Source organism: Paracidovorax cattleyae (assembly GCF_900104515.1).
In the GTDB taxonomy this organism is placed as follows: Bacteria; Pseudomonadota; Gammaproteobacteria; order Burkholderiales; family Burkholderiaceae_C; genus Paracidovorax; species Paracidovorax cattleyae.
Genome location: NZ_FNJL01000040.1, coordinates 15,738 through 40,149, shown reverse-complemented (window position 1 = coordinate 40,149; position 24,412 = coordinate 15,738). Strand labels below are relative to the sequence as shown.

18 protein-coding genes are annotated in these 24,412 nt (G+C 68.7%); 10 read left to right on the top strand and 8 right to left on the bottom strand.

Annotated elements, in window-relative coordinates:
• A partial coding sequence (locus BLR05_RS23065; protein WP_143015988.1) for a transposase occupies positions 1 to 337 on the top strand: 337 nt, incomplete at its 5' end.
• Between the two features lie 279 nt (positions 338 to 616).
• On the opposite strand, the gene BLR05_RS23055 is transcribed toward BLR05_RS23065, so the two are convergent.
• The gene (locus tag BLR05_RS23055) at positions 617 to 1,546 is read right to left on the bottom strand and encodes a DMT family transporter (RefSeq protein WP_092839483.1); all 930 of its coding nucleotides are present in this window, start codon (positions 1,544 to 1,546) and stop codon (positions 617 to 619) included.
• 95 nt (positions 1,547 to 1,641) lie between these two features.
• On the opposite strand from BLR05_RS23055, the gene BLR05_RS23050 reads away from it, so the two are divergent.
• Positions 1,642 to 2,586, top strand: coding sequence for a LysR family transcriptional regulator (locus BLR05_RS23050; RefSeq protein ID WP_167361331.1), 945 nt, complete (start codon positions 1,642 to 1,644; stop codon positions 2,584 to 2,586).
• Between the two features lie 114 nt (positions 2,587 to 2,700).
• A complete protein-coding gene (locus tag BLR05_RS23045) occupies positions 2,701 to 3,975 on the top strand; it encodes a sensor domain-containing phosphodiesterase (protein ID WP_092839478.1) in 1,275 nt (424 codons plus the stop codon).
• Here BLR05_RS23045 and BLR05_RS23040 read toward each other — a convergent pair.
• The 3 genes from BLR05_RS23040 to BLR05_RS23030 are packed head-to-tail and all read right to left on the bottom strand — an operon-like array spanning position 3,972 to position 6,909.
• Positions 3,972 to 4,961, bottom strand: a complete 990-nt coding sequence (locus tag BLR05_RS23040) for a bifunctional helix-turn-helix transcriptional regulator/GNAT family N-acetyltransferase (RefSeq protein ID WP_092839475.1) — start codon at positions 4,959 to 4,961, stop codon at positions 3,972 to 3,974. The two genes, BLR05_RS23045 and BLR05_RS23040, sit on opposite strands and share 4 nt — an antisense overlap.
• A gap of 47 nt (positions 4,962 to 5,008) precedes the next feature.
• Entirely contained in the window at positions 5,009 to 6,022 is a 1,014-nt protein-coding gene (locus BLR05_RS23035) for a Bug family tripartite tricarboxylate transporter substrate binding protein (protein WP_244160157.1), read from the bottom strand.
• Positions 6,023 to 6,081: 59 nt separating this feature from the next.
• Complete coding sequence (locus BLR05_RS23030) at positions 6,082 to 6,909, bottom strand: alpha/beta fold hydrolase (RefSeq protein ID WP_244160156.1); 828 nt, start codon at positions 6,907 to 6,909, stop codon at positions 6,082 to 6,084.
• 80 nt (positions 6,910 to 6,989) lie between these two features.
• On the opposite strand from BLR05_RS23030, the gene BLR05_RS23025 reads away from it, so the two are divergent.
• The 5 genes from BLR05_RS23025 (at position 6,990) to BLR05_RS23005 (ending at position 15,853) form a co-directional block, all read left to right on the top strand.
• The gene (locus BLR05_RS23025) at positions 6,990 to 7,901 is read left to right on the top strand and encodes a LysR family transcriptional regulator (RefSeq protein WP_092839470.1); all 912 of its coding nucleotides are present in this window, start codon (positions 6,990 to 6,992) and stop codon (positions 7,899 to 7,901) included.
• Positions 7,902 to 8,016: 115 nt separating this feature from the next.
• A complete protein-coding gene (locus BLR05_RS23020; RefSeq protein WP_092839467.1) occupies positions 8,017 to 9,579 on the top strand; it encodes a class I SAM-dependent DNA methyltransferase in 1,563 nt (520 codons plus the stop codon).
• Complete coding sequence (locus BLR05_RS23015) at positions 9,569 to 10,807, top strand: restriction endonuclease subunit S (protein WP_092839464.1); 1,239 nt, start codon at positions 9,569 to 9,571, stop codon at positions 10,805 to 10,807. Before BLR05_RS23020 ends, BLR05_RS23015 begins: the two co-directional genes overlap by 11 nt.
• An 8-nt stretch (positions 10,808 to 10,815) precedes the next feature.
• Positions 10,816 to 12,519: an RNA-binding domain-containing protein gene (locus tag BLR05_RS23010; RefSeq protein WP_208606053.1), complete on the top strand. Its 1,704-nt coding sequence runs from the start codon at positions 10,816 to 10,818 to the stop codon at positions 12,517 to 12,519.
• Positions 12,520 to 12,649: 130 nt separating this feature from the next.
• Positions 12,650 to 15,853, top strand: a complete 3,204-nt coding sequence (locus BLR05_RS23005; RefSeq protein WP_092839459.1) for a type I restriction endonuclease subunit R — start codon at positions 12,650 to 12,652, stop codon at positions 15,851 to 15,853.
• Between the two features lie 100 nt (positions 15,854 to 15,953).
• On the opposite strand, the gene ssb is transcribed toward BLR05_RS23005, so the two are convergent.
• On the bottom strand, positions 15,954 to 16,520 hold the full coding sequence (ssb, locus tag BLR05_RS23000; protein WP_092839457.1) for a single-stranded DNA-binding protein: 567 nt from the start codon (positions 16,518 to 16,520) through the stop codon (positions 15,954 to 15,956).
• Positions 16,521 to 16,744: 224 nt separating this feature from the next.
• Here ssb and BLR05_RS22995 point away from each other — a divergent pair, with 224 nt between their 5' ends.
• Positions 16,745 to 18,157: a chloride channel protein gene (locus tag BLR05_RS22995; RefSeq protein ID WP_092839454.1), complete on the top strand. Its 1,413-nt coding sequence runs from the start codon at positions 16,745 to 16,747 to the stop codon at positions 18,155 to 18,157.
• A gap of 22 nt (positions 18,158 to 18,179) precedes the next feature.
• Here the strand turns inward: BLR05_RS22995 and BLR05_RS22990 are convergent, their stop codons facing one another.
• From BLR05_RS22990 to cysC, 3 genes are all read right to left on the bottom strand, one after another.
• Positions 18,180 to 19,370, bottom strand: a complete 1,191-nt coding sequence (locus tag BLR05_RS22990; RefSeq protein WP_092839489.1) for an MFS transporter — start codon at positions 19,368 to 19,370, stop codon at positions 18,180 to 18,182.
• Between the two features lie 136 nt (positions 19,371 to 19,506).
• Positions 19,507 to 20,370, bottom strand: coding sequence for an IPTL-CTERM sorting domain-containing protein (locus BLR05_RS22985; RefSeq protein WP_092839451.1), 864 nt, complete (start codon positions 20,368 to 20,370; stop codon positions 19,507 to 19,509).
• Positions 20,371 to 20,560: 190 nt separating this feature from the next.
• The gene (cysC, locus tag BLR05_RS22980; protein ID WP_092839448.1) at positions 20,561 to 21,163 is read right to left on the bottom strand and encodes an adenylyl-sulfate kinase; all 603 of its coding nucleotides are present in this window, start codon (positions 21,161 to 21,163) and stop codon (positions 20,561 to 20,563) included.
• A gap of 96 nt (positions 21,164 to 21,259) precedes the next feature.
• Here cysC and uvrA point away from each other — a divergent pair, with 96 nt between their 5' ends.
• Entirely contained in the window at positions 21,260 to 24,310 is a 3,051-nt protein-coding gene (gene uvrA, locus BLR05_RS22975) for an excinuclease ABC subunit UvrA (protein WP_092839445.1), read from the top strand.
• Positions 24,311 to 24,412: the final 102 nt, after the last annotated feature.

Here is a 24,412-nt window from a genome sequence, read left to right as displayed (position 1 = left end):
GCAGAAGTTGTGCGAAGACGTACAGCAGGCCACGGGCCACTCGGTGAAGCGGGGTTGGGCGGATCAAGGCTACACGGGCGAGGCGGCAGCAGAGGCCGCACGGGACAACGGCATCGAGCTGCAGATCGTGAAGCTGCCCGAGGCGAAGAAGGGCTTCGTGCTGCTGCCGCGGCGCTGGGTGGTGGAGCGAAGCTTCGGCTGGCTGGCGAGGTTCCGCAGGCTTTCTCGGGATTATGAGCGGCTGCCCGAAGTGCTCAGCGGACTGCATTTCCTGGTGTTTGCAGTGCTCATGTTGCCCGCCGCCGCGCGGGTGCTGGCCGCAGCGGGAAGTTCATAACACCCTCTATTCCGGAGAGTTGGGCGATCCCCGGCCCGCTGGAAAATCCGGCTCCAGCCTTGCGATCCGGATCGACAAGGACGCCGCCCGCCAGATCTTCGAGCAGATGGAGCGAGACACCCCCAACCTGTGCCCTTCCGAACCGGGCGAGAGGATGCGGTAGAAGAACGACCTGACCTGCTACCGGACCCGGTCCGGAAAGCACACCTGCTACGTGGGCTTCGACCTGAAAAGCGGCAGGAGCCAGGCCGGGCACATCTGCTGAGGGGCCCCCGGACGTCAGGCGTTGTCTGCGGTCCTGCGCGTGACCCACACGGCCGAGGCGACGATCAGCAGGCCGCCGATCCAGCCCTGGGCCGCCATGCGCTCGCCCACCCACAGCATGGCGATGAGTGCACCCCACAGCGGCTCACTGCCCATCAGCAGGGCCACGCGCGAGGGGCTGGTGCGCGATGCCGCGTGGTTCTGCACGAAGAACGCGAACAGGGTGCATAGCAGCACCAGGAAGGCCATGGCCCCCCAGAACGGCGCGGTGTGCGGCAGGGGCGGCCAGCCGGGGCCCTGCACCGTGAGCATCAGGGCCGCCGAGCCCAGGGCCATCACCCCCATCTGTACCGCGGTCACGGTGAGCGCGGGCAGGCCGTGCCGCTGGCCGTGGCGGCGCGTGAGGCAGACCATCGCGCCGCGCAGGAAGGCCGCGAGCACCATCAGGCCGTCGCCCCAGGCGAGGCCGGAGAGCCCGCCGTGCTGGAAGGCCAGCAGCCCGGCGCCCAGCAGCGACAGCGCGGCGGCCGACAGCACGGCGCGGCCGGGCCGTTCCCTGAGCAGCCACCATTCGCACAGCGGCGTGAAGGCCACGCAGAGGCTGATCAGGAAGGCCGCGTTCGATGCGGTGGTCAGCGAGACGCCGAAGGTCTCGCACACGAAGATCGCCAGCAGGTTCAGCCCCAGCACTGATGCACCGGCGAGCGCTGCGCGCCAGTCCGGCAGGGCGAGCCCGCGCAGCGCCGGCAGCAGGAGCAGGAAGGTCAGGCCGAAGCGCAGCACCAGGAACTGCAGTACGGGTACCTGGGCGGTGGCGGTCTTCGCAGCGCTGTAGCTGCCACCCCAGATCACGGCCACGAGGAGCAGCAGCGCCTCGGTGGCGCCGAATGGCGGCCGGTGCCGCGTGCCGATGGTTCCGGAAACGCGGATTCCGCTTGCCTGCATGCCTGTTTTCCTTGGGTACTTGTGGGGGTGCGGTGATTGTTCGCCGGGCCGCCGGGCATTGACTAGACTGGGCGGCAGAACAGGAGCTGTGCCCGGTGAGAACAAATGACGCCCTGGAGGTGATGGTGGAACTCGTGGCCTTCGTCCGCGTGGCGGAGGCCGGCAGCTTCTCCGCGGCCGCGCGCCGGCATGGGCTGACGCCGTCTGCCGTGAGCCGGCAGGTGGCGCGCCTGGAGAAGACCCTGGGCGTCTGCCTGCTGCAGCGCACGACCCGGCAGTTGCGGCTGACGGAGGCCGGGCTGGAAGTGCTGGAGCGCGGGCGCGCCATGGTGGCCGCGGCCCGGGCCACCCTGCAGGCCGCCGAAGGCCACGTGGGCACGCCCCGGGGGCTGGTGCGGCTCAGCGCGCCCAAGGCCTTCGCCCGCCACGTGCTGCACGGGCCGCTTCTGTCCTTCCTGCGCGTGCATCCCGAGGTGGACCTGCACCTGCTGGTGCTCGACCGGCCGGTGGATGCCCTGCGGGAGGACATCGACCTCGTCGTCTGCATGACCGACGATCCGCCGCCGGGCATGGCGGCCCGCGCGCTGATGCCGGTGCGGCAATGGGTGCTCGCCAGCCCGGACTATCTCGCCGCGCGGGAGCCTGTCCGCCGCCCCGAGGACCTGGCAATCCACAGCTGCCTGCCGCTCGGCGAGCAGGCGGGCGACAGCCGGTGGCGCTTCGTCCGCGACGGCGACGGCCATCTCGGCGATGGCGTGGTCGAGATGCAGGTCGCCGGCCGCTACGCGGTCAACCACAGCGAGATGCGCCTCGCGGCGATCGAGGCGGGGCTGGGCGTGGGCTGCGTGCCGGATTTTGTGGCGCGCGACGCGCTGCAGGCCGGGCGGGTGGTGCGCGTGCTGCCCGGCTGGACCGTGGACAGCCATTACCAGGGCACCGCCTACCTGGTGTTTCCCGCGTCCCGCCATACCGCGCCCAAGCTGCGGGCGCTGGTCGACCACCTCGTCGCCGAACTGGCGCCTGGCGGCACTGCCCTCTGATGTCCTGCCCCTCGATGATTCAAGGATAGCTATCGGAGAGGGTTCGACCGTAAACTACGGCGAGAGAGGGCCGTGCAGCGCCGCAACGGGCTGTGCAGGCAAACAAGGAAGGATATGGCAACGACCACCTACTCCGATCCGTTGGCGCCGTTCTTCGAGCATTCCGTCAGCGCGGCCGGGCTCGAGCGCGTCCTGCAGGTCGTCCGCAGGCATCTGTCCATGGACGTGGCGTTCATCTCACGGTTCCAGGACAGCGACCGCGTGCTCGACTACGTGGACGGTGAAGCCGGTTGCGTGCTCCAGCCAGGGCAGGTGGTCCCGCTCGGCAGTGGCTACTGCCTGAAGGTGATCCGGGGCGAACTGCCCGAATACATCCCCGATACCTCCCGCGTGCCTGCGGCGATGGAGATTCCCGAGACGGTGTCCATTCCCATCGGTTCGCACCTCAGCACGCCCATCGTGCTCGAAGACCATCGCCTGTTCGGCACCCTGTGCTGCTTCAGCCACCAGCCCGTCGCCTCGCTCGCCGAGCGCGACATGGACGTGCTGCGTGCCTTCGCCGAGTTCCTCGGCTTCTATTTCGACCTGGCAGCGCGGCGCGAGAAGGAACGGGAGGCGGTCGCGCACGTCATCCGCGCGGCGATGCAGGATGGCCACCTGCGCACGGTCTTCCAGCCCGTCTATGACATCGGGCGGCGCAGCCTCCATGGCTTCGAATGCCTGTCCCGGTTCGATATGGAGCCCCTGCGCCCGCCGGACCAGTGGTTCAGCGCAGCCCACAGCGTGGGGCTGGGGATGGAACTGGAACTGCATGCCATCCGCCGGGCGCTGTCCTCGCTGGAGTGCTTTCCCGCCGCCCTCCCGTTCAACGTGAACTGCTCGCCGGACTTCATCCTCTCGGGCAGGCTGCAGGCGCTGATGGACGACGGCACCGACCTGTCCCGCGTGGTGCTGGAGGTGACCGAGCATGCCGCCGTGAACGACTACGCGGCCCTGGCCGAGGCCCTGCAGCCGTTCCGCGCGCGGGGCATCTGCCTGGCCGTGGACGACGCAGGCGCCGGCTATTCGAGCATGCGCCACATCCTCCAGCTGCAGCCCGAGATCATCAAGCTCGACATCAGCATCACGCAGTCCATCGACCGCGACAGCCACCGCCGGGCGCTGGCCAAGGGGTTGATCAGCTTCGCGCACGAGATCGGCAGCCGGATCGTCGCGGAAGGGGTGGAAGAGTCCGCCGAACTGGAGACCCTGGGCCGATTGGGCGTGGACTTCGCCCAGGGCTACTACCTGGCCCGGCCCCTGGCGCTGCAGGATGCCGTCCTGGCGGCCCGGGGAGCCGGCCGGCCGGGGGCGACGGGCATGCGCGGGGCCCGGGCGGCCGGTGCCTAGGGGCGCTGCCGCACGAAGCGTTGTTCCAGCACTTCCCGCCCCCACTGGCTTCCCGGCCGCTCCTCCACGCAGGTGAAACCACGCGCCTCGTACAGGCGGCGGGCGGCGTGCAGGCCGCTGAAGGTCCACAGGTGCGTTTCGGCGAAGGCCGGCCGGGCGTCCACGAACGCCAGCGCGGCGGCCAGCAGCCGGCGGCCGATGCCGCCGCCGCGCACCCCGTCATCCACGATGAACCAGCGCAGGTGGGCGGTGCCCGGGCCGAGGTCTTCGCCGTCGATGGCCACCGAACCGGCGATCCGTCCGTCCACCTCGGCCGTCCACACGGCGTTGGGCGAAGGCTCCCGGGCGTCCAGCCGGCCGCAGAACTCCGCCAGGCCGCCCGCCACCACGGATTCGAACCGCTGGCCGAAACCCGCCTCCCGTGCGTAGAAGAGCGCATGCATTTCGGTGACACGGGCGATCAGCCCGGGGCGGTAGCCGGAGCACAGGGCCACCGTGGGCCGCGGCTGCGGTTGCGGCGGCTGCGGTGCCGTCGCGGGCCCGCCGTGGCCCATCCGGGCCAGCGCGGCGGCATACAGGCGCACGCCTTCGAGCACGGCGCGGTCTTCCCCCGGCCCCAGATGTTCGAGGGCGCCGACCACCTGCGCCCGCGCGAACGCATGGATGCCCGCCATCCGTTGCCGGCCGCGCGCGGTCAACGCCAGCTGCTTCACGCGCCCGTCCTGCGCACCGGCCGTTTCCCGCACGTCGCCCGAAGCCACCAGCTTGCGCAGCATGCGGCTCACGCTGGACTTCTCCAGCCGCAGGCGCTCGCCCAGGTCGCGCGCCGTCAGCTGTCCGCCGTCCTGCCCGATCTCGATCAGGGCGTGCACCGCGGACGGCGACAGATCGGTGCCGGCGAAATCGCCCCCCATGAAACCGAGGGCGCGCACCATCGAGCGGGACGCGGCGCGGATTTCCTCGACGAGGGCTGGATCGGTGGGCATGGGTAACTCCATTTAGTTGTATCATACAACCAAATGGGGCAGGCTTCTCACATGCGCTCGATGCCGGCCATCTCCACCCATTCGGCCCAGCGGCGGATGTCCTCCTGGATGAAGCGCTGCAGGTCCGGCCCGGAGCGCCATGCGTTCTCGAAGCCGCGCGCGGCGTAGGCCTGCTGTACCGCGGGGTCGGCCATGGCCTGCTGCAGCGCGCGGCCCATGCCCTCGACGGCCGCGGCCGGCGTGCCGGCCGGCGCGGCCAGGCCGAACCAGCCCTGCAGTTCCAGGCCGGGCACGACGGAACTGGCCGCTGGCACCTGGGGCAGCGCCGGCAGCGGCCGGGGGCTGGTGACGGCGATCGGGCGCAGCCGGTCGTTCTGCAGCGCGGGCGCGGCCGAGAGCGTGTCGATGAACACGAAATCCAGCTGGCCGCCCATCAGGTCGGTCAGGATCTGGGTGACCGACTTGTACGAAACGCCCTGGTATTGCAGGCGGGCATGCACGCGCAGCAGCTCGGCCGGCACCTGCGAGGACGAGCTGTAGTAGCCGTAGTTCAGCGTGCCGGGCCTGGCGCGTGCCGCCGCCACCAGTTCGGCCAGACTGCGGTAGGGCGCGTCGGAGCGCACCAGCAGCACGGAGCTGAAGCGGCCGAACATGCCGACCTGCACGAAGTCCTTCAGCGGGTCGTAGCGCAGGCTGCGGTACAGGCTCACGTTGGCGGCGTGCGTGGAGTTGCTGGTGAGCAGGAAGGTATAGCCGTCCGGCGGCGCGGCCTTGGCGGCCAGCGCACCCAGGATGCCCGCGGCGCCGGGGCGGTTGTCCACCACCATGGTGGCCAGCGGCAGCGTGCGGGGCACGTGGCTGGCGAAGGTGCGCGCCACGAAATCCGCAGCGCCGCCCGCCGCGGAAGGCACGATGAGGCTGATGGGCCGCCCGCCCGGCCACGGGGCGTCCGCCGCACGCGCGGCGGGCAGGGCCAGCGTGGTGAGCGGCAGGCAGGCCAGGCCGCGCAGCAGGGCACGGCGACGGGGCAGCGGCGGGGTGGAAAGGGCGGTACGGCGCATGGGAATGTCTCCTGGGGGCTGGTCTTGGAATGGGGTGGGCGAGCGGATGGCGGCGTACGTCACGCCTGTGCCGGCTGGTGGGCGAGCGCGGCCAGGAAGGGGTGGAGCGCCTGCAGGTACTGCGGCAGGCAGTCCACCATGGGCGTGTGGCCGCCGGGCAGCAGCCGCAACTGCGCCGAGGGCAGGCAAGCCGCCAGTTCCTCGGCATCGGCCACGCTGCGGCGCATATCCCGTTCCCCGTGCAACACGAGCACCGGGCCGCGCAGCGAGGGCAGCAGGGGGCGCAGGTCCACGGCTCGCAGGCCCTCGATGCTCTGCAGCAGCGCCTCGGGCGCCAGGCTGTCCAGATAGGCGCACAGCTGCGCGAAAAGCATGGCCGGCGGCGTGCGGGCGAAGCAGGTGCGCAGGAAATCCCGCCGGGCCTCCGCGGTCCAGCCTTCGCGCACCCGGCGGGCGAAACCTGGATCGCCATGGCGGCTGCTGTGGGCGCCGGTATTGCCCGCCACCACGCCAGCCACCGGCAACCCGGGCTGCAGCGCGGTCAGCAGGGCCAGCACCCCGCCCACGGAATAGCCCAGCAGGACCACCGGCCCGGCATCGCCGTCCTGCACGCGCGGGCGCAGGGCGTCGGCCAGGCGCCGCGCCACTGCGCACGGTTCGCAGGAATGCGGACTGCGGGGCGGCTCGGCCCAGTCCACGGGCTGCACGGTCCAGCCCGGAGCGTGCAGGCGCCCGAACACGGCGGGCGAGCAGCCGGCGCCGGGCAGGGCCACGAGCAGCGGCCCGCGCAGCGCGCACCAGTCCACCGCATCCATGGCCGCGGGCGGCAGGGGCGGCGCTCCGGGGGCATCGACGGGGTGGGGGCGGGAGGCAGGCAGCGGGGGCATGGCGGCCATCCTAGGCAGCTGCCGCCGATGCGGATAGGGAATAATTTTCATTCGATGATGAGCAAGAGGAATCGCCTGCCATGACATCCCCGTACCCGCTGCTGCCCGACCTGCCGGTCACCCAGGTGCGCCACTTCCTGCTCGTGGCCGAGCATGGCGGGTTCCAGGCGGCGGCAGACAAGGCCTTCCGCACGCAGCCGGCCATCAGCAAGTCCGTGCAGGCGCTGGAGGATCGCCTGGGCGGCGCGCTGCTGGAGCCGGGCCGGCGCTCGGTGCTGACGCCCCTGGGCCGGCAATGCCTGCCCTTCCTGCGCGAGCTGGTGCTCCACCACGACCGCACGGCCGCGGCGGTGTCGGCCTTCGTGCGCAAGGACCGGGGCACGCTGACCGTGGCGGCCATCGCCGCGCTGGCCGGCAACTGGCTGCCGGGCCTGGTAAGCGGCTACCTGCAGGACCATCCGGGCGTGGCCGTGCGCCTGCTGGACGACAACTCGCGCAACGTGGAGCGCATGGTGCGGGACGGGGAGGTGGATTTCGGTGTGGGCAGCCTGGTGTCGGAAGCGCCGGAGATCGTGTTCGAGCCGCTGGCGGGCGATGCCTTCGGCCTCGTGTGCAGCCGTCGCCACCCGCTCGCGCGGCACCGCCAGCTGCGCTGGGACGAACTGCAGGGCCTGCCCCTGCTCGGCACCACCGCCCACCACCAGCTGGCCGCCTGGCCGGAGGAGGCCCGCTGGCTGCAGGCGCCGGTGATGCAGGTCAGCACCATGCTGACCATGCTGGCGCTGCTGGATGCCAACGTGGGCGTGACCGTGCTGGCCCGCCTGGGCATGCCGGCCATGCTGGCCGACCGGCTGGCCTTCGTGCCCCTGGTGGCGCCCCGGCGCGAGCGGCGGCTGGGCATCCTGCGCCTGGCGGGCCAGTCGCTCAGCCCGGCCGCGCAGGCGATGCGTGAGCGGCTGCTGGCGTATGCGGAGGGGTTGCGGGCCAGGTGACAGTCAGCCATTGCTGACTAAACTGATCCCGCCCCGAGCTGCGAACTAAGATCAGCAAGTCTGGCAGGCCTCCTTGCCACCTTGCAGTCAACAAAGAATCCAGCTCACGGGATACATGCTCGACGACATCAAGAAGACCCTCTGGGCCACCGCCGACAAGCTGCGCGCCAACATGGACGCCGCCGAGTACAAGCACCTGGTGCTCGGCCTCATCTTCATCAAGTACATCTCGGACACCTTCACCGCCCGTACCGCCGAACTGGCTGCGCGCCTGCGCGACCCCGACGACGAATACTTCTACGGCAATGCCAGCGACGAAGACATCGCCGCCGAACTCGAAGACCGCGACTACTACACCTCGGCCAACGTGTTCTGGGTGCCCGAAGCCGCCCGCTGGGAGGCCATTCGCGGCGCAGCCAAGCAGACCACCATCGGCAAGCACATCGATGACGCCCTGGGCCTGATCGAAGCCGAGAACCCCAAGCTCAAGGGCATCCTCGACAAGCGATACGCTCGCGCGCAATTGCCCGGCGGCAAGCTGGGCGAACTGGTGGACCTGGTCTCGACCATCGGCTTCGGCACCGACCCCGCCGTGGCCCGCGACGTGCTGGGCCAGGTGTATGAATATTTCCTGGGCATGTTTGCCAGTGCCGAAGGCAAGCGGGGCGGGCAGTTCTACACGCCTGCCAGCATCGTCAAGACCCTGGTGGCCGTGCTGGCCCCGCACCACGGCAAGGTGTACGACCCGTGCTGCGGCTCGGGCGGCATGTTCGTGCAGTCCGAGAAGTTCATCGAAGCCCACGGCGGCAAGCTGGGCGACGTGTCCATCTATGGGCAGGAGGCCAACCCCACCACCTGGCGCCTGGCCGCCATGAACCTGGCCATTCGCGGCATCGACTTCAACCTGGGGCGAGAGCCCGCAGACACCTTCACCCACAACCAGCACCCCGACCTGCGGGCCGACTACATCCTGGCCAACCCGCCGTTCAACATCAGCGACTGGTGGCACGGCAGCCTGGCAGGCGACGCCCGCTGGCACTACGGCGACCCGCCGCAAGGCAACGCCAACTACGCCTGGCTGCAGCACATGCTGCACCACCTGAAACCCACGGGCCGCGCCGGCATCGTGCTGGCCAATGGCTCGATGAGCAGCAGCCAGAACAACGAAGGCGTGATCCGCGCTGCCATGGTCGATGCCGACGTGGTGGAAGTGATGGTGGCCCTGCCGGGGCAGCTCTTCTTCAACACCCAGATCCCGGCCTGCCTGTGGTTCCTGGCCAAGCAAAAGGCACGCAAGGGCGAAGTGCTGTTCATCGATGCGCGCAAGCTCGGCAAGATGATTTCGCGCGTGCAGGCGGAGCTAGATGATGCGGCGATCAAGCGCATCGCTGAAACCGTGGCCGCCTGGCGCGGCGAGGTGGAGGTGGGCGCCACGATCACCAGCTATGAAGACGTGCCGGGCTTTTGCCGCAGCGTGCCCCTGGCCGAAATTGCGCAGCACGGCCATGTGCTGACCCCGGGCCGCTATGTGGGCGCCGAAGCCGTGGAAGACGACGACGAGGCCTTTGCCGAGAAGATGCAGAAGCTCACCGAGAAGCTGGGTGAGCAGATGGCGAAGGGGGCGGAGCTGGATGCGCTGATTCGGCAGAAGCTGGGGGGGCTAGGGTATGAGTTCTGAGTGGGCTGAAGCCACCCTTGGCAAATTTGTACGGCTCCAGCGAGGTCATGACCTTACGGCGGCAGAGCAAGAGCCCGGCAATGTGCCTGTTATGGGTTCAGCAGGGCCAAATGGAACGCACAGTAAGTCTTTAGCCAAAGGCCCCGGCGTTGTCATTGGGCGAAGTGGGGCATCCGCTGGGAAGGTTCACTTCATCGAGGTGGACTATTGGCCGCACAACACTTGTCTCTACGTCACTGACTTTCTTGGCAACAACCCCCGGTTCGCCTTTTATTTGCTTCAGATGCTCGATCTTGGTACGTTCAACTCCGGCAGCGCCCAGCCATCGTTGAATCGAAACTTCATTTACTCGATTCCGCTGAAGGTCCCGGACGTCGACGAGCAGGATGCAATCGTGTCAGTGCTGCAGGCACTTGACGACCGCATCACTCTCCTGCGCGAAACCAACGCCACCCTCGAAGCCCTCGCCCAGGCGCTGTTCAAGTCGTGGTTCGTCGATTTCGACCCCGTGCGCGCCAAGATGGCAGGCCGCGCCCCCGAAGGCATGGACGAGGCCACGGTCGCGCTGTTTCCGGATGCGTTGGAAGAGACAGGGTTGGGGGTGGTGCCGAAGGGGTGGTCAGTCAAGATATTGGCGGACGTCACGACTTACCTCAACAGAGGAATTTCACCCAAGTACGTAGACGATGGCGGTCTGCTCGTGCTGAACCAGAAGTGCGTTCGGGACTTTTCTATCGATTGGTCAAAGGGGCGCCGTCACGATCCCAGTCACCGGAAGGTGGATGGCCGCTTGCTGGAGAAGGGGGATGTTTTGGTGAACTCGACCGGTGTGGGAACCTTGGGGCGAGTTGGGCAAATATTGGATTTACCCGAACCCGCCATCGTTGACTCCCACGTGACCGTGGTTCGCGCAGGCGAGGCGGTCAGCTGGCCTTACCTCGGCCAATGGATGCAAAGCAGGCAGGGACATATTGAAGCCATGGGCGAAGGGTCCACTGGTCAGACGGAGCTTTCTCGAAGCAAGTTGGGAAGCATGCCTTTGCTGGTGCCTACGGGGGCGGTACTGGCTGCCTTTGATGCGGCTGTCTTGCCGCTGAAAGCCCGAATCTCTTGCAACGCAGATACGGCGCAATCGCTGTCCATGCTGCGAGACACCCTGCTCCCCCGCCTCATCTCCGGCCAACTCCGCCTGCCGGAAGCCCAATCCCAATTGGAGGCCGCCGCATGAGCATTCCCATGCTCGACGACATCCTGGCCTTGCTGGACCGACTCGAAGGCCACATCGCTGACGATCTCGAAAGCGAGCACCTGGACTTCAAGCCCTCGCAGGGTCCCAAGGAAGACCTGAAAGTGGCCTGTGAGTACGCCGTCTGTTTTGCGAATGCAGGTGGTGGTGTCGTCGTGTTCGGCGTGGCCGACAAACTCAAGGGCCGTGCCCAGGCCATTCAAGGCACGCAGGGGCACGATGTGGACGTGTTCAAGCGCGCGATTTACGACGGCACACGCCCAGGCATCGAGGCCGAGGTGTTCGAGTTATCGGTGCCCGAGGGCACGGGCAGGTTGCTTGTGATGCGGGTGCCTGAAGGTTTGCAGAAGCCTTACGGCACGGCGGCAGGCCTGTTCAAGCAGCGGGTGGGCAAGAACTGCATGCCGCTGGACCGCGTCGTGTTCCAGCGGGCCCAGGTGGCCAGTGCGGCACTGGACTGGAGTGGTGAGCCCGCCCAAGGCGTCACCCTGAGTGACTTGGACCCGCTTCAGATCGAACGTGCCCGCCAGGTGCTGCGCAGCAAGGCGCCGTCTTCGGGTTTGCTGGATCTGCCCGATCTGGCGTTCTTGCAGGGGCTGGAGGCGGTGCGCGATGGCCGCGTCACCCACACGGGCCTGCTGTTGTTTGCCCGCCGAGAGGTATTGGCGCGTTGCTGCCCGCAGGCCCAGTTCCACTATGTGCTGCACGACAGCGAAACCACGGTGGCGCGCAACGACATCGATCGCTTGCCCTTGCTTGAAGCCGTGGAGCGCATGGAGCAGGTCTTCGTGGGACCGCTGAACCCCGAGAAGGAAATCGAGCTGGGCTTGTTCAAGATGCGCATACCGCAGTACCCGATAGAAGGGGTGCGCGAAGCTGTGCTCAACGCCTTGACCCATCGGGACTACCTCAATCCGGGCGAAATCCTGGTGCGGCATTCGGCACAGGAGTTGGTGGTGACCAGCCCAGGGGGCTTCGTTGCAGGCATCACACCAGACAACATCCTTCGGCATGAGGCCGTGCCCCGCAACCGCACGCTGGCCAATGCGCTGGTCAAGCTGCGTCTGGTGGAGTCTTCCGGCATTGGACGTTGGCGCATCTTCAGGTCTGCGCTGGTGTTCGGAAAGCGGAGGCCCCAATACCAGACGGATGGCCACTCGGTCACCTTGAGGTTGTTCAACCGGGCCACCCACGATGCCGTGGCGCAAGTGGTGGCCCGCCTGGATGCCGAAGGCGCAGAGGTGTCCCTGGATCATCTGTTGGTGCTGGATGCCCTGATGGGGCAGCCGTTCATCGATTCGGCAGAGGTGGCCCAGGTGCTTCAGTTGCCGCGTGACGAGGCCCGGTGGGTGCTGGAGGCCATGTGCATGCCCCCTTTGAACTTGCTGGAGCGCAAGGGGCACACCCCTGCAGCGACCTTTCATCTGGCCAAGGGCGTTGCCACGGCCTTGAAGGGCAAGGTGGCCTATACACGGACTCGCGGCCTGAACCCCGTGCGCTATGCAGAGATGGTGAGGGAGTACCTGCGAGACCACCAGCGCATCGAGAACGCGCGAATGCGGGAACTGCTGGGGCTCGGCGATTCGCCCTCAGCCCAAGTGGAGGCGTCCAGGCTGTTGACCAAGTGGAGCCAGGACGATGGTTTTCTGCTGAAGAACAAAGGGAAGGGCAAGCCGTTCTACACCCTGCGTTGAAGGCGCCGGGCGTTTAGCAATTCATCAGCCAATTGCTAAACGGCGGGATTTTTCAAATAAATCAATGACTTACGCGTTTAGCATGCTAAACGACCGAGCAAATGACCAATCAAGCAGGGGAGGTTGCGCCATGACAGAAGATCAACTCGAACAGGACGCACTGAGTTGGCTCATCGAAGTCGGCTACACCCACCTGAGCGGCTACGACATCGCCCCCGATGGCCCAGCGCCGGCGCGCGACAACTTCCGCCAGGTGCTGCTGCCCCAGCGCCTGCGCGACGCCATCGCCCGCCTGAACCCGCTCATTCCCCTGGCAGCGCGCGAAGACGCCTTCAAGCAGGTGCAGGACCTGGGCACCCCGGTGCTGCTGTCGGCCAACCGGCACTTCCACCGGCTGCTGGTGGGCGGTGTGCCCGTGCAGTACCAGCAGGACGGCGAGACCCGGGGCGACTTCGTGCGGCTGGTGGACTGGGGCGATGCAGCGGCCAACGAATGGCTGGCCGTCAACCAGTTCTCGCTCAAGGGCCCGCACCACACTCGCCGCCCGGACATCATCCTGTTCCTCAACGGCCTGCCCGTGGTGCTGCTGGAGCTGAAGAACCCGGCCGATGAAAACGCCAGCATCTGGAAGGCCTACGACCAGATCCAGACGTACAAGGCGCAGATCCCCGACGTGTTCCAGTACAACGAGGTGCTGGTGGTGTCGGATGGCTCCGAGGCGCTGATGGGCTCGCTCTCCAGCAATGCCGAGCGCTTCATGGCCTGGCGCACCATCGACGGTGTCACGCTGGACCCGCTCGGCCAGTTCAACGAGCTGGAAACCCTGGTGCGCGGTGCGCTGGCACCGGCGTACCTGTTGGATTACCTGCGCTACTTCGTGCTGTTCGAGGACGACGGCGGCCTGATCAAGAAGATCGCCGGCTACCACCAGTTCCACGCGGTGCGCGCGGCCATCGAGCAGGTGGTGGCCGCTTCCCGCCCGGGTGGTTCGCACAAGGGCGGGGTGGTGTGGCACACCCAGGGCAGCGGCAAGAGCATCACCATGACCTGCTTTGCCGCACGGGTGATGCAGGAGCCGGCCATGAAGAATCCCACCATCGTGGTCATCACCGACCGCAATGACCTGGACGGCCAGCTCTTCGGCGTGTTCAGTCTGGCGCAAGACTTGCTGCGCGAGCAGCCCGTGCAGGTGGAAACGCGGCAGGACCTGCGCGCCAAGCTGGCCCGCCGGCCATCGGGCGGCATCGTGTTCGCCACCATCCAGAAGTTCATGCCGGGTGAGGACGAAGACGCCTTCCCTATGCTCTCCGAGCGCAGCAACATCGTGGTGATCGCCGACGAAGCGCACCGCACGCAGTACGGCTTCGAGGCCAAGCTCAAGACCATCAAGCGCAAGGCGGGCCAGCCAGAGCGCGCAGCGACTGCAAGGACCACGGGTGACGAAGCCAGTTCGGCGCTGACCGTCGATTTCGTTCCGCCTGCGTATGAGGTGGAACACAAATACCAGGCCGGCTATGCCCAGCATCTGCGCGACGCCTTGCCCCACGCCACCTTCGTGGCCTTCACCGGCACGCCCGTGTCCAGCGAAGACCGCGACACGCGCGCCGTGTTCGGCGATTACATCCATGTCTATGACATGCAGCAGGCCAAGGAAGATGGCGCTACCGTGGCCATCTACTACGAGAGCCGCCTGGCCAAGCTCAGCCTGAAGCAAGACGAGCTGCCTCACCTCGACGAAGAGGTGGACGAGCTGGCCGAAGACGAGGAAGAGGGCATCCAGGCCAGGCTCAAGAGCCGCTGGGCCGCCCTGGAAAAGGTGGTGGGCGCCGAGCCCCGCGTGGCCGCCGTGGCGGCGGACCTGGTCAGGCACTTCGAGGAGCGCAACAAGGCGCAGAGCGGCAAGGCCATGGTCGTGGCCATGAGCCGCGACATCTGCGTGCACCTGTACGATGAGATCATCAAGCTGCGCCCCGACTGGCATGACGCAGACCCTGCGAAGGGCGCCATCAAGATCGTGATGACGGGTTCGGCCAGCGACAAGGCTTTGCTGCGTCCGCACATCTACAGCGGCCAGGTCAGGAAGCGTCTGGAGAAGCGCTTCAAGGACCCGACCGATCCGCTGCGCTTGGTTGTCGTGCGCGACATGTGGCTGACGGGCTTCGACGCCCCCTGCGTGCACACCCTGTATGTGGACAAGCCCATGAAGGGCCACAACCTCATGCAGGCCATCGCCCGCGTGAACCGCGTGTTCAAGGACAAGCAGGGTGGCCTGGTGGTCGATTACATCGGCATCGGCAACGAACTCAAGGCCGCGATGAAGGAATACACGGCCAGCAAGGGCCGGGGCAAACCCACGGTCGATGCCCACGAGGCGTACGCCGTGCTGGAGGAAAAGCTCGACGTGCTCCGCGCCATGCTGCATGGCTTCGACTACAGCGGCTTCCTCACGGGTGGGCACAAGGTGCTGGCAGGTGCGGCCAACCATGTACTGGGCCTGAAGAGCGAAGGCCGGCGCGATGGCAAAAAGCGTTTCGCCGATACGGCTCTGGCCATGAGCAAGGCCTTCACCTTGTGCTGCACGCTGGACGAAGCCAAGGCCGTGCGCGAAGAAGTGGCCTTCATGCAGGCCGTGAAGGTGATCCTGACCAAGAAGGACATCACCCAGCAGAAGAAGACCGACGAGCAGCGCGAGCTGGCCATCCGCCAGATCATCGGCTCGGCGGTGGTGTCCGACCGCGTGGTGGACATCTTCGATGCCGTGGGCCTGGACAAGCCCAACATCGGGCTGCTGGACGACGATTTCCTGGCGCAGGTGAAGAACCTGCCCGAGCGCAACCTGGCGGTGGAGCTGCTGGAGCGCCTGCTGGAAGGCGAGATCAGGAGCCGCTTCGCCACCAACGTGGTGCAGGAGCGCAAGTTCTCCGAGCTGCTGGGCAACGTCATCAAGCGCTACCAGAACCGTTCCATCGAAACCGCCCAGGTCATGGAAGAGTTGGTGGAAATGGCCAGGAAATTCCGCGAGGCCGCATCACGCGGCGAGAGCCTGGGCCTGAGCGACGACGAGGTGAAGTTCTACGACGCGCTGATCCTCAACGAATCGGCGGCGCGGGAGTTGAGCGACGAGACGCTGAAGAAGATCGCCCACGAACTGACGACCAGCCTGCGCCAGAACATCAGCGTGGACTGGGCGCACCGCGAGAGCGTGCGGGCCAAGCTGCGGCTGATGGTCAAGCGGATTCTGCGCAAGTACAAGTACCCGCCTGACTTGGCTGATGCCGCGGTGGAGCTGGTACTGGAGCAGGCCGAGATGATCGGGGATGAGTGGGTCAGGTAAGAACGGCTGATCGGATGGCAGGTCACCGCGTCAGGAAGAAAAAAGCCCCGGGTGACAGGCACTTGGGGCTTCTTGTTCGCCATTGTGGCAACGGCAGATCTCAGAACGGAATATCGTCATCCATGTCGTCGAACCCCGACGCCGCACGCGGCGCCTGGGCCGCGGGTGCCGGAGCAGGACGGGGCGCCGGTGCCGGGCGCGGCGTGGCCGCCTGGGGCGCAGGGCGCCGCGCCGGCGCCGGGGCGCTGTTGCCGCCACCGTAGCCGTCGTCGCCACCGCCATAACCGCCGTCGTCATAGCCACCACCACCGCCCTGGCCGCCGCCCATGCCCTGGCGGCTGCCGAGCATCTGCATGGTGTCGGCACGGATTTCGGTCGTGAATTTTTCCTGGCCCGACTGGTCGGTCCACTTGCGGGTGCGCAGGCTGCCTTCGACATAGACCTGGGAGCCCTTGCGCAGGTACTGGCCCACGATCTCGGCCAGGCGGCCGTTGAAGACGACGCGGTGCCACTCGGTGGCTTCCTTGTTCTCGCCGGTGTTCTTGTCGCGCCAGCGGTCGGTGGTGGCGATGGTGACGTTGGCGACCTGGTCGCCGCTGGGGAAGGTGCGCATCTCGGGGTCGCGCCCGAGGTTGCCGACGATGATGACTTTGTTGACGGATGCCATGGTGTGAAGGGGCCTGTAGAGAATGGTGGAGGAAAGGCACTACGGCCTGCGCGGCGGCCACGGGGGCGCCGCGAAGAGGGAGCGGGGATTGTGCCCCAAGCGGCCGATGCCTGCGCGCGCCGTTCCCGCCCGGCAGGGTGCCACAATGTCCCTCCGTCCTGCCGCGCAGCGACCGGCGCCCGCCGCGCCCGCGCCCGCGTCCGTTCCCCGCCCTCTGCCCCGCCATGCAACGAGAACCCGACTTCCTGGACAACCTGCGCTCGGAGCTGCGCGACGGCCAGCGCTGGCTGGAGCGCAGCATCGTCCTGGCCTATGCGGTGGCCGCCGGGCTCAGCGTGGTGGTGTTCACCATGCTGGCGGAGTGGGCCTTCGCGGTGTTCGAGCGCGTCTACCACTGGGGCGGCGGCTGGGCCGTGCTGCTGTGGACGCCCGCGATCACCGCGGCGGTGGTCCGGGCCACGCGGCGCTGGGTGCCGGGCGCGGCCGGATCGGGCATCCCTCAGGTAATCGCGGCGCTGGAGCCCGGCCTCACGGCGCCCCAGCGGGGCCGCTTCGTCTCCCTGCGGCTGTCGGCGGCCAAGATCCTGCTGGCCAGCGCGGGGTTCATGGCGGGCCTGTCGATCGGACGGGAGGGGCCGTCGGTGCAGGTGGCGGCGGGCGTGATGCACCATGCGCGCCGCTGGTTCGGCCCGCGGTCGGGCATCACTGCCCATGCGCTGCTCGTGGCCGGCGGGGCGGCGGGCATCGCCGCGGCCTTCAATGCGCCGCTGGCGGGCGTGGTGTTTGCCATCGAGGAGCTGTCCCGCAAGCTCGAATCGCGCAGCAGCGGCCTGATCATCGCGGCCATCGTGCTGGCCGGCCTGATGGGGGTGTCGGCGTTCGGCAACCTGAGCTATTTCGGGCGCATCCAGGTGCCGCGGCTGGGCTGGGACGCGCTGCTGCCGGGCCTGGCCGTCTCGCTGGCCTGCGGCGTGCTGGGCGGGCTGTTCGCCAAGCTGATGGCGGCGTCGCTCACCGGCGCGCCGGACCGTTTCAACCGCTGGCGGGCGCGCTGGCCGGTGCGCTTCGCGGCGGCGGGCGGGCTGGCGATCGCGGTGATCGGCCTGGTGACAGGCGGCGCGACCTTCGGCGCGGGCTCGGAGGCGGTCAAGCACATGCTGGCCGGCCAGGCGGACGTGCCGGCCTTCTACGTCACGCTCAAGTTCATCGCCACGTGGCTGTCGGCCTGGGTGGGGGTGCCGGGCGGGATCTTCGCGCCGTCGCTCTCGATCGGGGCGGGCGTGGGCCACAACGTGGCGCTGCTGGCCGGCGGGGACATCGCACCGGCCATCGCGCCGGCCCTGATCGCCATGGGCATGGCGGCCTTCCTGGCGGCGGTGACGCAGGCGCCGCTCACGGCCTTCATCATCGTGATGGAGATGGTGGACGGGCACGCGCTGGTGCTGAGCCTGATGGCCTCCGCGATGCTGGCCAGCCTGGTGTCGCGCATGCTGGCGCGGCCACTCTACGAGACCCTGGCGGCCTCCATGCTGAGCGCCGCGCAGCTGCCCGAGGCGCCGGCGGACGTGGATGCGGCGGCGGAGGGTTCTCCCGCTCCCGCGGAGGAAGGCGCCCCGCGGAAAACTGCCGGTCGCTGAGCCGACCCGGGGCCGCCGGGCCTTATTTCCGGGCGCGGCCGCCGTGGGCCGGCACGGGCTGCATGCCCCAGGCCGCCGCCAGCCAGGCGAGGCAGAGGAGGGTGGTCGCCACGAACAGGCCGTGTGCGCCGACCCAGCGCAGCAGCGCGCCACCGAGGGCTCCGCCCGCGAACAGGCCCAGCGACTGCAGCGTGTTGTAGGTGCCCAGGGCGGCGCCGCGCACGGCCGGCGGAGCGGTGCGGGAGACCAGGCTCGGCTGGCTGGCTTCGAGCGCGTTGAAGCCGCAGAAGAACAGGAACAGCAGCCCGCCCAGGGCCCACAGCCCCGTCGGTGTGCCAGCCGATGCCGCCCAGCCCAGCCCGAGCTGCACCAGCAGCACGAGGCCGATGGCACCCAGCAGGGCGCCGCGCAGCCGGCCGGCGCGCTCCAGGGCGAACAGGCCGCCCATGGCCAGGAAGGACAGCACCACGGCGGGCAGGTAGAGGTGCCAGTGTGCGCTCTTGGGCAGGCCGGCCTGCACCAGCAGGGCGGGCACGGCCACCCACATGGCCAGTTGCACCGTGTGCAGCGCGAAGACGCCGAGGTTCAGGCGCAGCAGGTCCGGGTGGCGCAGCACGTCGGCCAGGCGGCCGCGCGGTGCGTCCGCATGGCGCGCGGGCTCGGGGGGCACCACCCGGAGCACCACGGCGATGCCGGCCAGAGCCAGCGCGCAGGTCAGCCCGAAGATGCCGGGCAGGCCGAAGCGGGCCGCCAGCGGCGGGGCGGCCACGAGCGCCACGGCGAACATCAGCCCGATGCTGCCGCCCACCAGCGCCATGGCCTTGGTGCGCACGCCGTCGCGCGTCTGGTCGGCCAGCAGGGCGGTGACGGCGGCGGACACGGCACCCGCGCCCTGCAGCGCGCGGCCCAGCAGCAGTCCGCCGAGCGAATCGGCCAGCGCCGCCAGCAGGCTGCCGGCCGCGAACACCAGCAGGCCGAGGACGATGACGCGCTTGCGCCCGAAGCGGTCGGAGGCCATGCCCAGCGGCAACTGCAGCACGGCCTGGGTGAGGCCGTAGATGCCCATGGCCAGGCCCACCAGGGCGGGGTCATCGCCGCCGGGGTACTTGCGCGCTTCGAGCGCGAACACCGGCAGCACCAGGAACAGCCCCAGCATGCGCAGCGCGAAGATGAGCGCCAGCGACAGGCTGGAGCGCCGCTCCAGCGGCGTCATCGTGGTGGCGGAGGCGGCGGGGATGTCGGTCGCGGGCGTAGGCGGCAGGGGATCCGGCACGGCAGAGGTCATCGGTTGCGGGCGATGGAAAGACGGCGATTCTCGCCCATCGCGCGCGCCCCGCGCCGGCCGGCCGTCAGCGGTGGCGTTGCCGCCAGCCGAGCACGCCGGCCGCGCAGGCCAGCAGCACCAGCGCGGCGGGGGACAGCGCCGGCACCGGGGTGGCCTGTGCGGGCGCCGGCGCGGCAGCCAGCAGCGCCGGGCCGCCCGGGTCGGCGATCACGCCCACGGCGGGGTCGGTGTCGCCCGCGCCGTTGTCGGTGATCGTGAAGGTGATCGTGTCGCCGGCGATCTGCGCGTCCGTCCATTCGAACCAGGTGTAGCGGTCCGCCCCGGGGCCGGAGGGGCCGAACTTGAGGAATCGGGTGCCGTCGGGCAGGACCTGGGGGTATTTCAGCGTCACTGTCACGCTGCCGGTGCAACTGGTGGCGACGAAGCGGAACACGCCGTGGGGAAACTGCGCGCCGGCCGGGCCGCCCGTGGGCGTCTCGAAGGCGGTCCGGGTGCTGTCGAACTGGCAGCCGTCCGCGACGGCCGGGCCGGACAGCGTGGCCATGATGGTGCCCGTGCCGGTGGCCGACGCCGCCGAGAACGTGGTCGGGCTCTGGCGCAGCACGAGGTGCAGCGTGGAGTTCCTCTGTACGTTGTAGTCGGACAGCGTGCGGTCGTCCTCCAGTTGCCTGCCCGCGAAGATGAGGCGCTGCTGCTCGGGCGGAATGCCCTTCTGGTCCTGGATCTGCGCCTTCACGTTCCCGATGGAGTCGCTGGGCTCCACGTCCAGCGTCAAGGTCTCGCTGGACATCAGCCTCACGAAGATCTGCATGGCCCAGGCACCCTGCGCCCCGAGGGTGAGCAGGCAGATCAGCGCAAATTGGGCAAAGGTGCGGCGCAGCGAGAAGGAGGCCGGCAACGGGAAGGCGCGGGAAAGACCGGAAGTCATCGGAAAACGGTTGCACGGCCAGGAGCCGGCAGGCCAAAAGAAAGGGGACGCAGAAGGCGTAACCGTCGAGCACGGCAAAGCGTAACCATCCATCATGACGGAACCATCCCGCGATGGAAAGCGCGTTCTGCGCAGTTTCCGCAGCCCATGGCCGAGCCGCCGCCGGGCTTCCCGCAGGCGGGCCTGCGGATCAGGAAAGGTGGGCCTGGGTGGGTGGCAGGCCCAACTGCGCGCGCAGGCGCTGCACGCACTGCGCCACGGAAAGCGCATCGGTGCGCAGCTCCAATGCGGGGGCCTCCGGCGGCTCATAGGGCGAATCGATCCCCGTGAAGCGCGGCAGCGCGCCGCTGCGGGCGCGCCGGTACAGGCCCTTGGGATCGCGCTCCTCGGCCAGGGCCAGCGGCAGGTTCACGTACACCTCGAGGAAATCCCCGGGCGCGAACAGCGCCTGAGCGGCCGCGCGCTCTGCGCGGAACGGCGAGATCAGCGCGACGATGGCGACAAATCCCGCATCCACGAACAGCCGTGCCACGTGCGCGGCCCGGCGGATGCTCTCGGCCCGGTCCGCATCGGTGAAGCCCAGGTCGCTGCTGAGCCCGGCACGCAGGCGGTCGCCGTCGATCACGAAGGTGCGCAGGCCGTCGCGGTGCAGCGAGGCCTCCAGCGCGTGCGCGAGCGTGGTCTTGCCCGCGCCCGAGAGCCCGGTGAGCCAGACGGCCCGGGCGTTATGGCCCTGCAGGCGTTCACGGTCCTGGCGGGTGATGGCGGAGGAAGCGGCTGGCGGGACGGTCATGGCACGGGTGCCTGGGAACGGGCTTCCATTATGGGCACGGGCGCCGCCGGCCCGCCTCACCTATCATGGTGGGTTTCCCGCATGCCGACGCCTTAAGTGACCGAGCCCACCGTCCCCGATGATCCGCGCCCCGGCGAAGGGGCCTACCTGGCCCGCGCCCTGCGCGAGCAACGCATCAGCATCCGCGGCGCGCGTACGCACAACCTCAAGAACATCGACCTGGACCTGCCGCGCAACCAGCTCGTGGTGATCACGGGGCTGTCGGGCTCGGGCAAGTCCAGCCTCGCGTTCGACACGCTCTATGCCGAGGGCCAGCGCCGCTACGTGGAGAGCCTGTCGGCCTATGCGCGGCAGTTCCTGGGCCGGTTGGACAAGCCGGACGTGGACCTGATCGAGGGGCTGTCGCCCGCGATTTCCATCGAGCAGAAGGCCACCAGCCACAACCCGCGCTCCACCGTGGGCACGGTGACCGAGATCCACGACTACCTGCGCCTGCTCTACGCCCGCGCCGGTACGCCCTACTGCCCCGAGCACGGCCTGCCGCTGTCCGCGCAGACGGTGAGCCAGATGGTGGACACCGTGCTGGCGCTGCCCGAGGACACCCGCCTCATGGTGCTGGCCCCGGTGGCGCGTGGCCGCAAGGGCGAGTTCACCGAGCTGTTCGCGCAGATGCATGCGCTGGGCTACATGCGCTTCCGGGTGGATGGAACGATCCACGAGGTGGAGAACCTCCCCCAGCTCAAGAAGACCGAGAAGCACGACATCGACGTGGTGATCGACCGGCTGAAGGTGCGCCCCGACGCGCAGCAACGGCTTGCCGAGAGCTTCGAGGCCGCGCTGCGCGTGGGCCAGGAAGCCGCGGGCGCCGACGGCAACGGCCGCGTGCTGGCGCTGGAGATGGATTCGGAGCGGGAGCACCTTTTTTCCAGCAAGTTCGCCTGCCCCATCTGCGGTTTCTCGCTGCCCGAGCTGGAGCCGCGCCTGTTCTCGTTCAACTCGCCGATCGGCGCCTGCCCCACCTGCGACGGCCTGGGCCAGCAGGAGGTGTTCGATCCGGTGCGGATCGTGGCTTTCCCCAGCTTGAGCCTGGCCAGCGGCGCCATCAAGGGCTGGGACCGGCGCAACGGCTATTACTTCGCCATGCTCGAGAGCCTGGCCCGGCACTACGGCTTCGATGTCGAGGCCCCGTTCGAGTCGCTGCCCGAACGCGTGCGCAGCGCCGTGCTGTACGGCTCCGGCGAGGAAGAGATCGCCTTCAGCTACATCCTGGACAGCGGCGCCAACAAGGGCAAGGCCGTCGTCAGGAAGCACCCGTTCGAAGGCATCCTGCCGAACATGGCGCGGCGATACCGCGAGACCGATTCCACCGTCGTGCGCGAAGACCTCGCCCGCCTGCGCAGCACCCAGCCCTGCCCCGACTGCCATGGCACGCGCCTGCGGCTGGAGGCGCGCCACGTGCGCGTGGGCGAGGGCGAGCAGTCCCGCGCCATCTACGAGGTGAGCCGCGCCACCCTGGCCGAGGCCCGGGCCTGGTTCGAGGCGCTGCAGCTGAGCGGCGCCAAGGCCGAGATCGCCGGCAAGGTGGTGCGCGAGATCGCCACGCGCCTCACGTTCCTGAACGACGTGGGCCTCAACTACCTGAGCCTGGACCGCAGCGCCGAAACGCTCTCGGGCGGCGAGGCGCAGCGCATCCGCCTGGCCAGCCAGATCGGCTCGGGCCTGACCGGCGTGATGTACGTGCTGGACGAGCCCAGCATCGGCCTGCACCAGCGCGACAACGACCGGCTGATCGCCACGCTGCAGCACCTGCGCGACATCGGCAACAGCGTGATCGTGGTCGAGCACGACGAGGACATGATCCGCGCCGCCGACCACTGCGTGGACATGGGCCCGGGCGCGGGCGTGCACGGCGGCCGCGTGATGGCCCAGGGCACGAGCGACGAGCTGAGCGCCCATCCCGAATCGCTCACCGGCCAGTACCTCTCGGGCGCGCGGGTCATCCCCGTGCCGGCGCGCCGCACGCCCTGGCTGCCGGTGCTGGAGGCGCAGGCCGAAGCCGAGCCGCCGAAGAAGGGCAAGTCGCGCTTCCCCGAAACCGACGCCAGCCGCCGCCGCGCGGAGCGCATGGCAGAGCACCGCGCGAAGCAGGGGCGCCTGCAGGCGCTGCGCGTGGTGGGCGCCACGGGCCACAGCCTGAAGAACGTGAGCGTGGAGTTTCCCGTGGGGCTGCTCACCTGCGTGACGGGCGTGTCCGGCTCGGGCAAGAGCACGCTGGTCAACGACACGCTCTACGCCGCCGTGGCGCGCCAGCTCTACCGATCCCACGACGAGCCCGCGCCGCACGAGGCCATCGAGGGCATCGAGTACTTCGACAAGGTCATCAATGTGGACCAGTCGCCCATCGGCCGCACGCCGCGCAGCAACCCGGCTACCTATACGGGCCTGTTCACGCCGATCCGCGAACTGATGGCCGAGACCAACACCGCCCGCGAACGCGGCTATGGCCCCGGGCGCTTTTCCTTCAACGTGGCCGGCGGGCGCTGCGAGGCCTGCCAGGGCGACGGTGTGGTGAAGGTGGAGATGCACTTTCTGCCCGACGTGTACGTGCCCTGCGACGTCTGCCATGGCCAGCGCTACAACCGCGAGACGCTGGAAGTGCAGTGGAAAGGCCGGAACATCGCGCAGATCCTGGAGCTGACGGTGGAGGATGCCCACGCCTTCTTCCAGGACGTGCCCGCGATCGCCCGCAAGCTGCAGACGCTGCTCGACGTGGGCCTGTCGTACATCCGCCTCGGCCAGGCCGCCACCACGCTTTCGGGCGGCGAGGCCCAGCGCGTGAAGCTGGCGCAGGAGCTGTCCAAGCGCGACACGGGCCGCACGCTCTACATCCTGGACGAGCCCACCACGGGCCTGCATTTCGCCGACATCGACCTGTTGCTCAAGGTGCTGCACCAGTTGCGCGACGCGGGCAACACCATCGTGGTGATCGAGCACAACCTGGACGTCATCAAGACGGCCGACTGGATCATCGACATGGGGCCCGAAGGCGGGGCGGGCGGCGGCACCGTGGTGGCCGAGGGCACGCCCGAGGAGGTGGCGGCGAACCCGGCCAGCCATACGGGGCGATATTTGGCGCGGTATTTGTAATGCTGCCTTCTTTATCGGAATGGCTCGGTCGTTACGGATGTAACAAGGCGAACCCCGGCTGTTGAGCCTGCCAGCTCTTCCATAGAATCGCGCCGCTAAAAC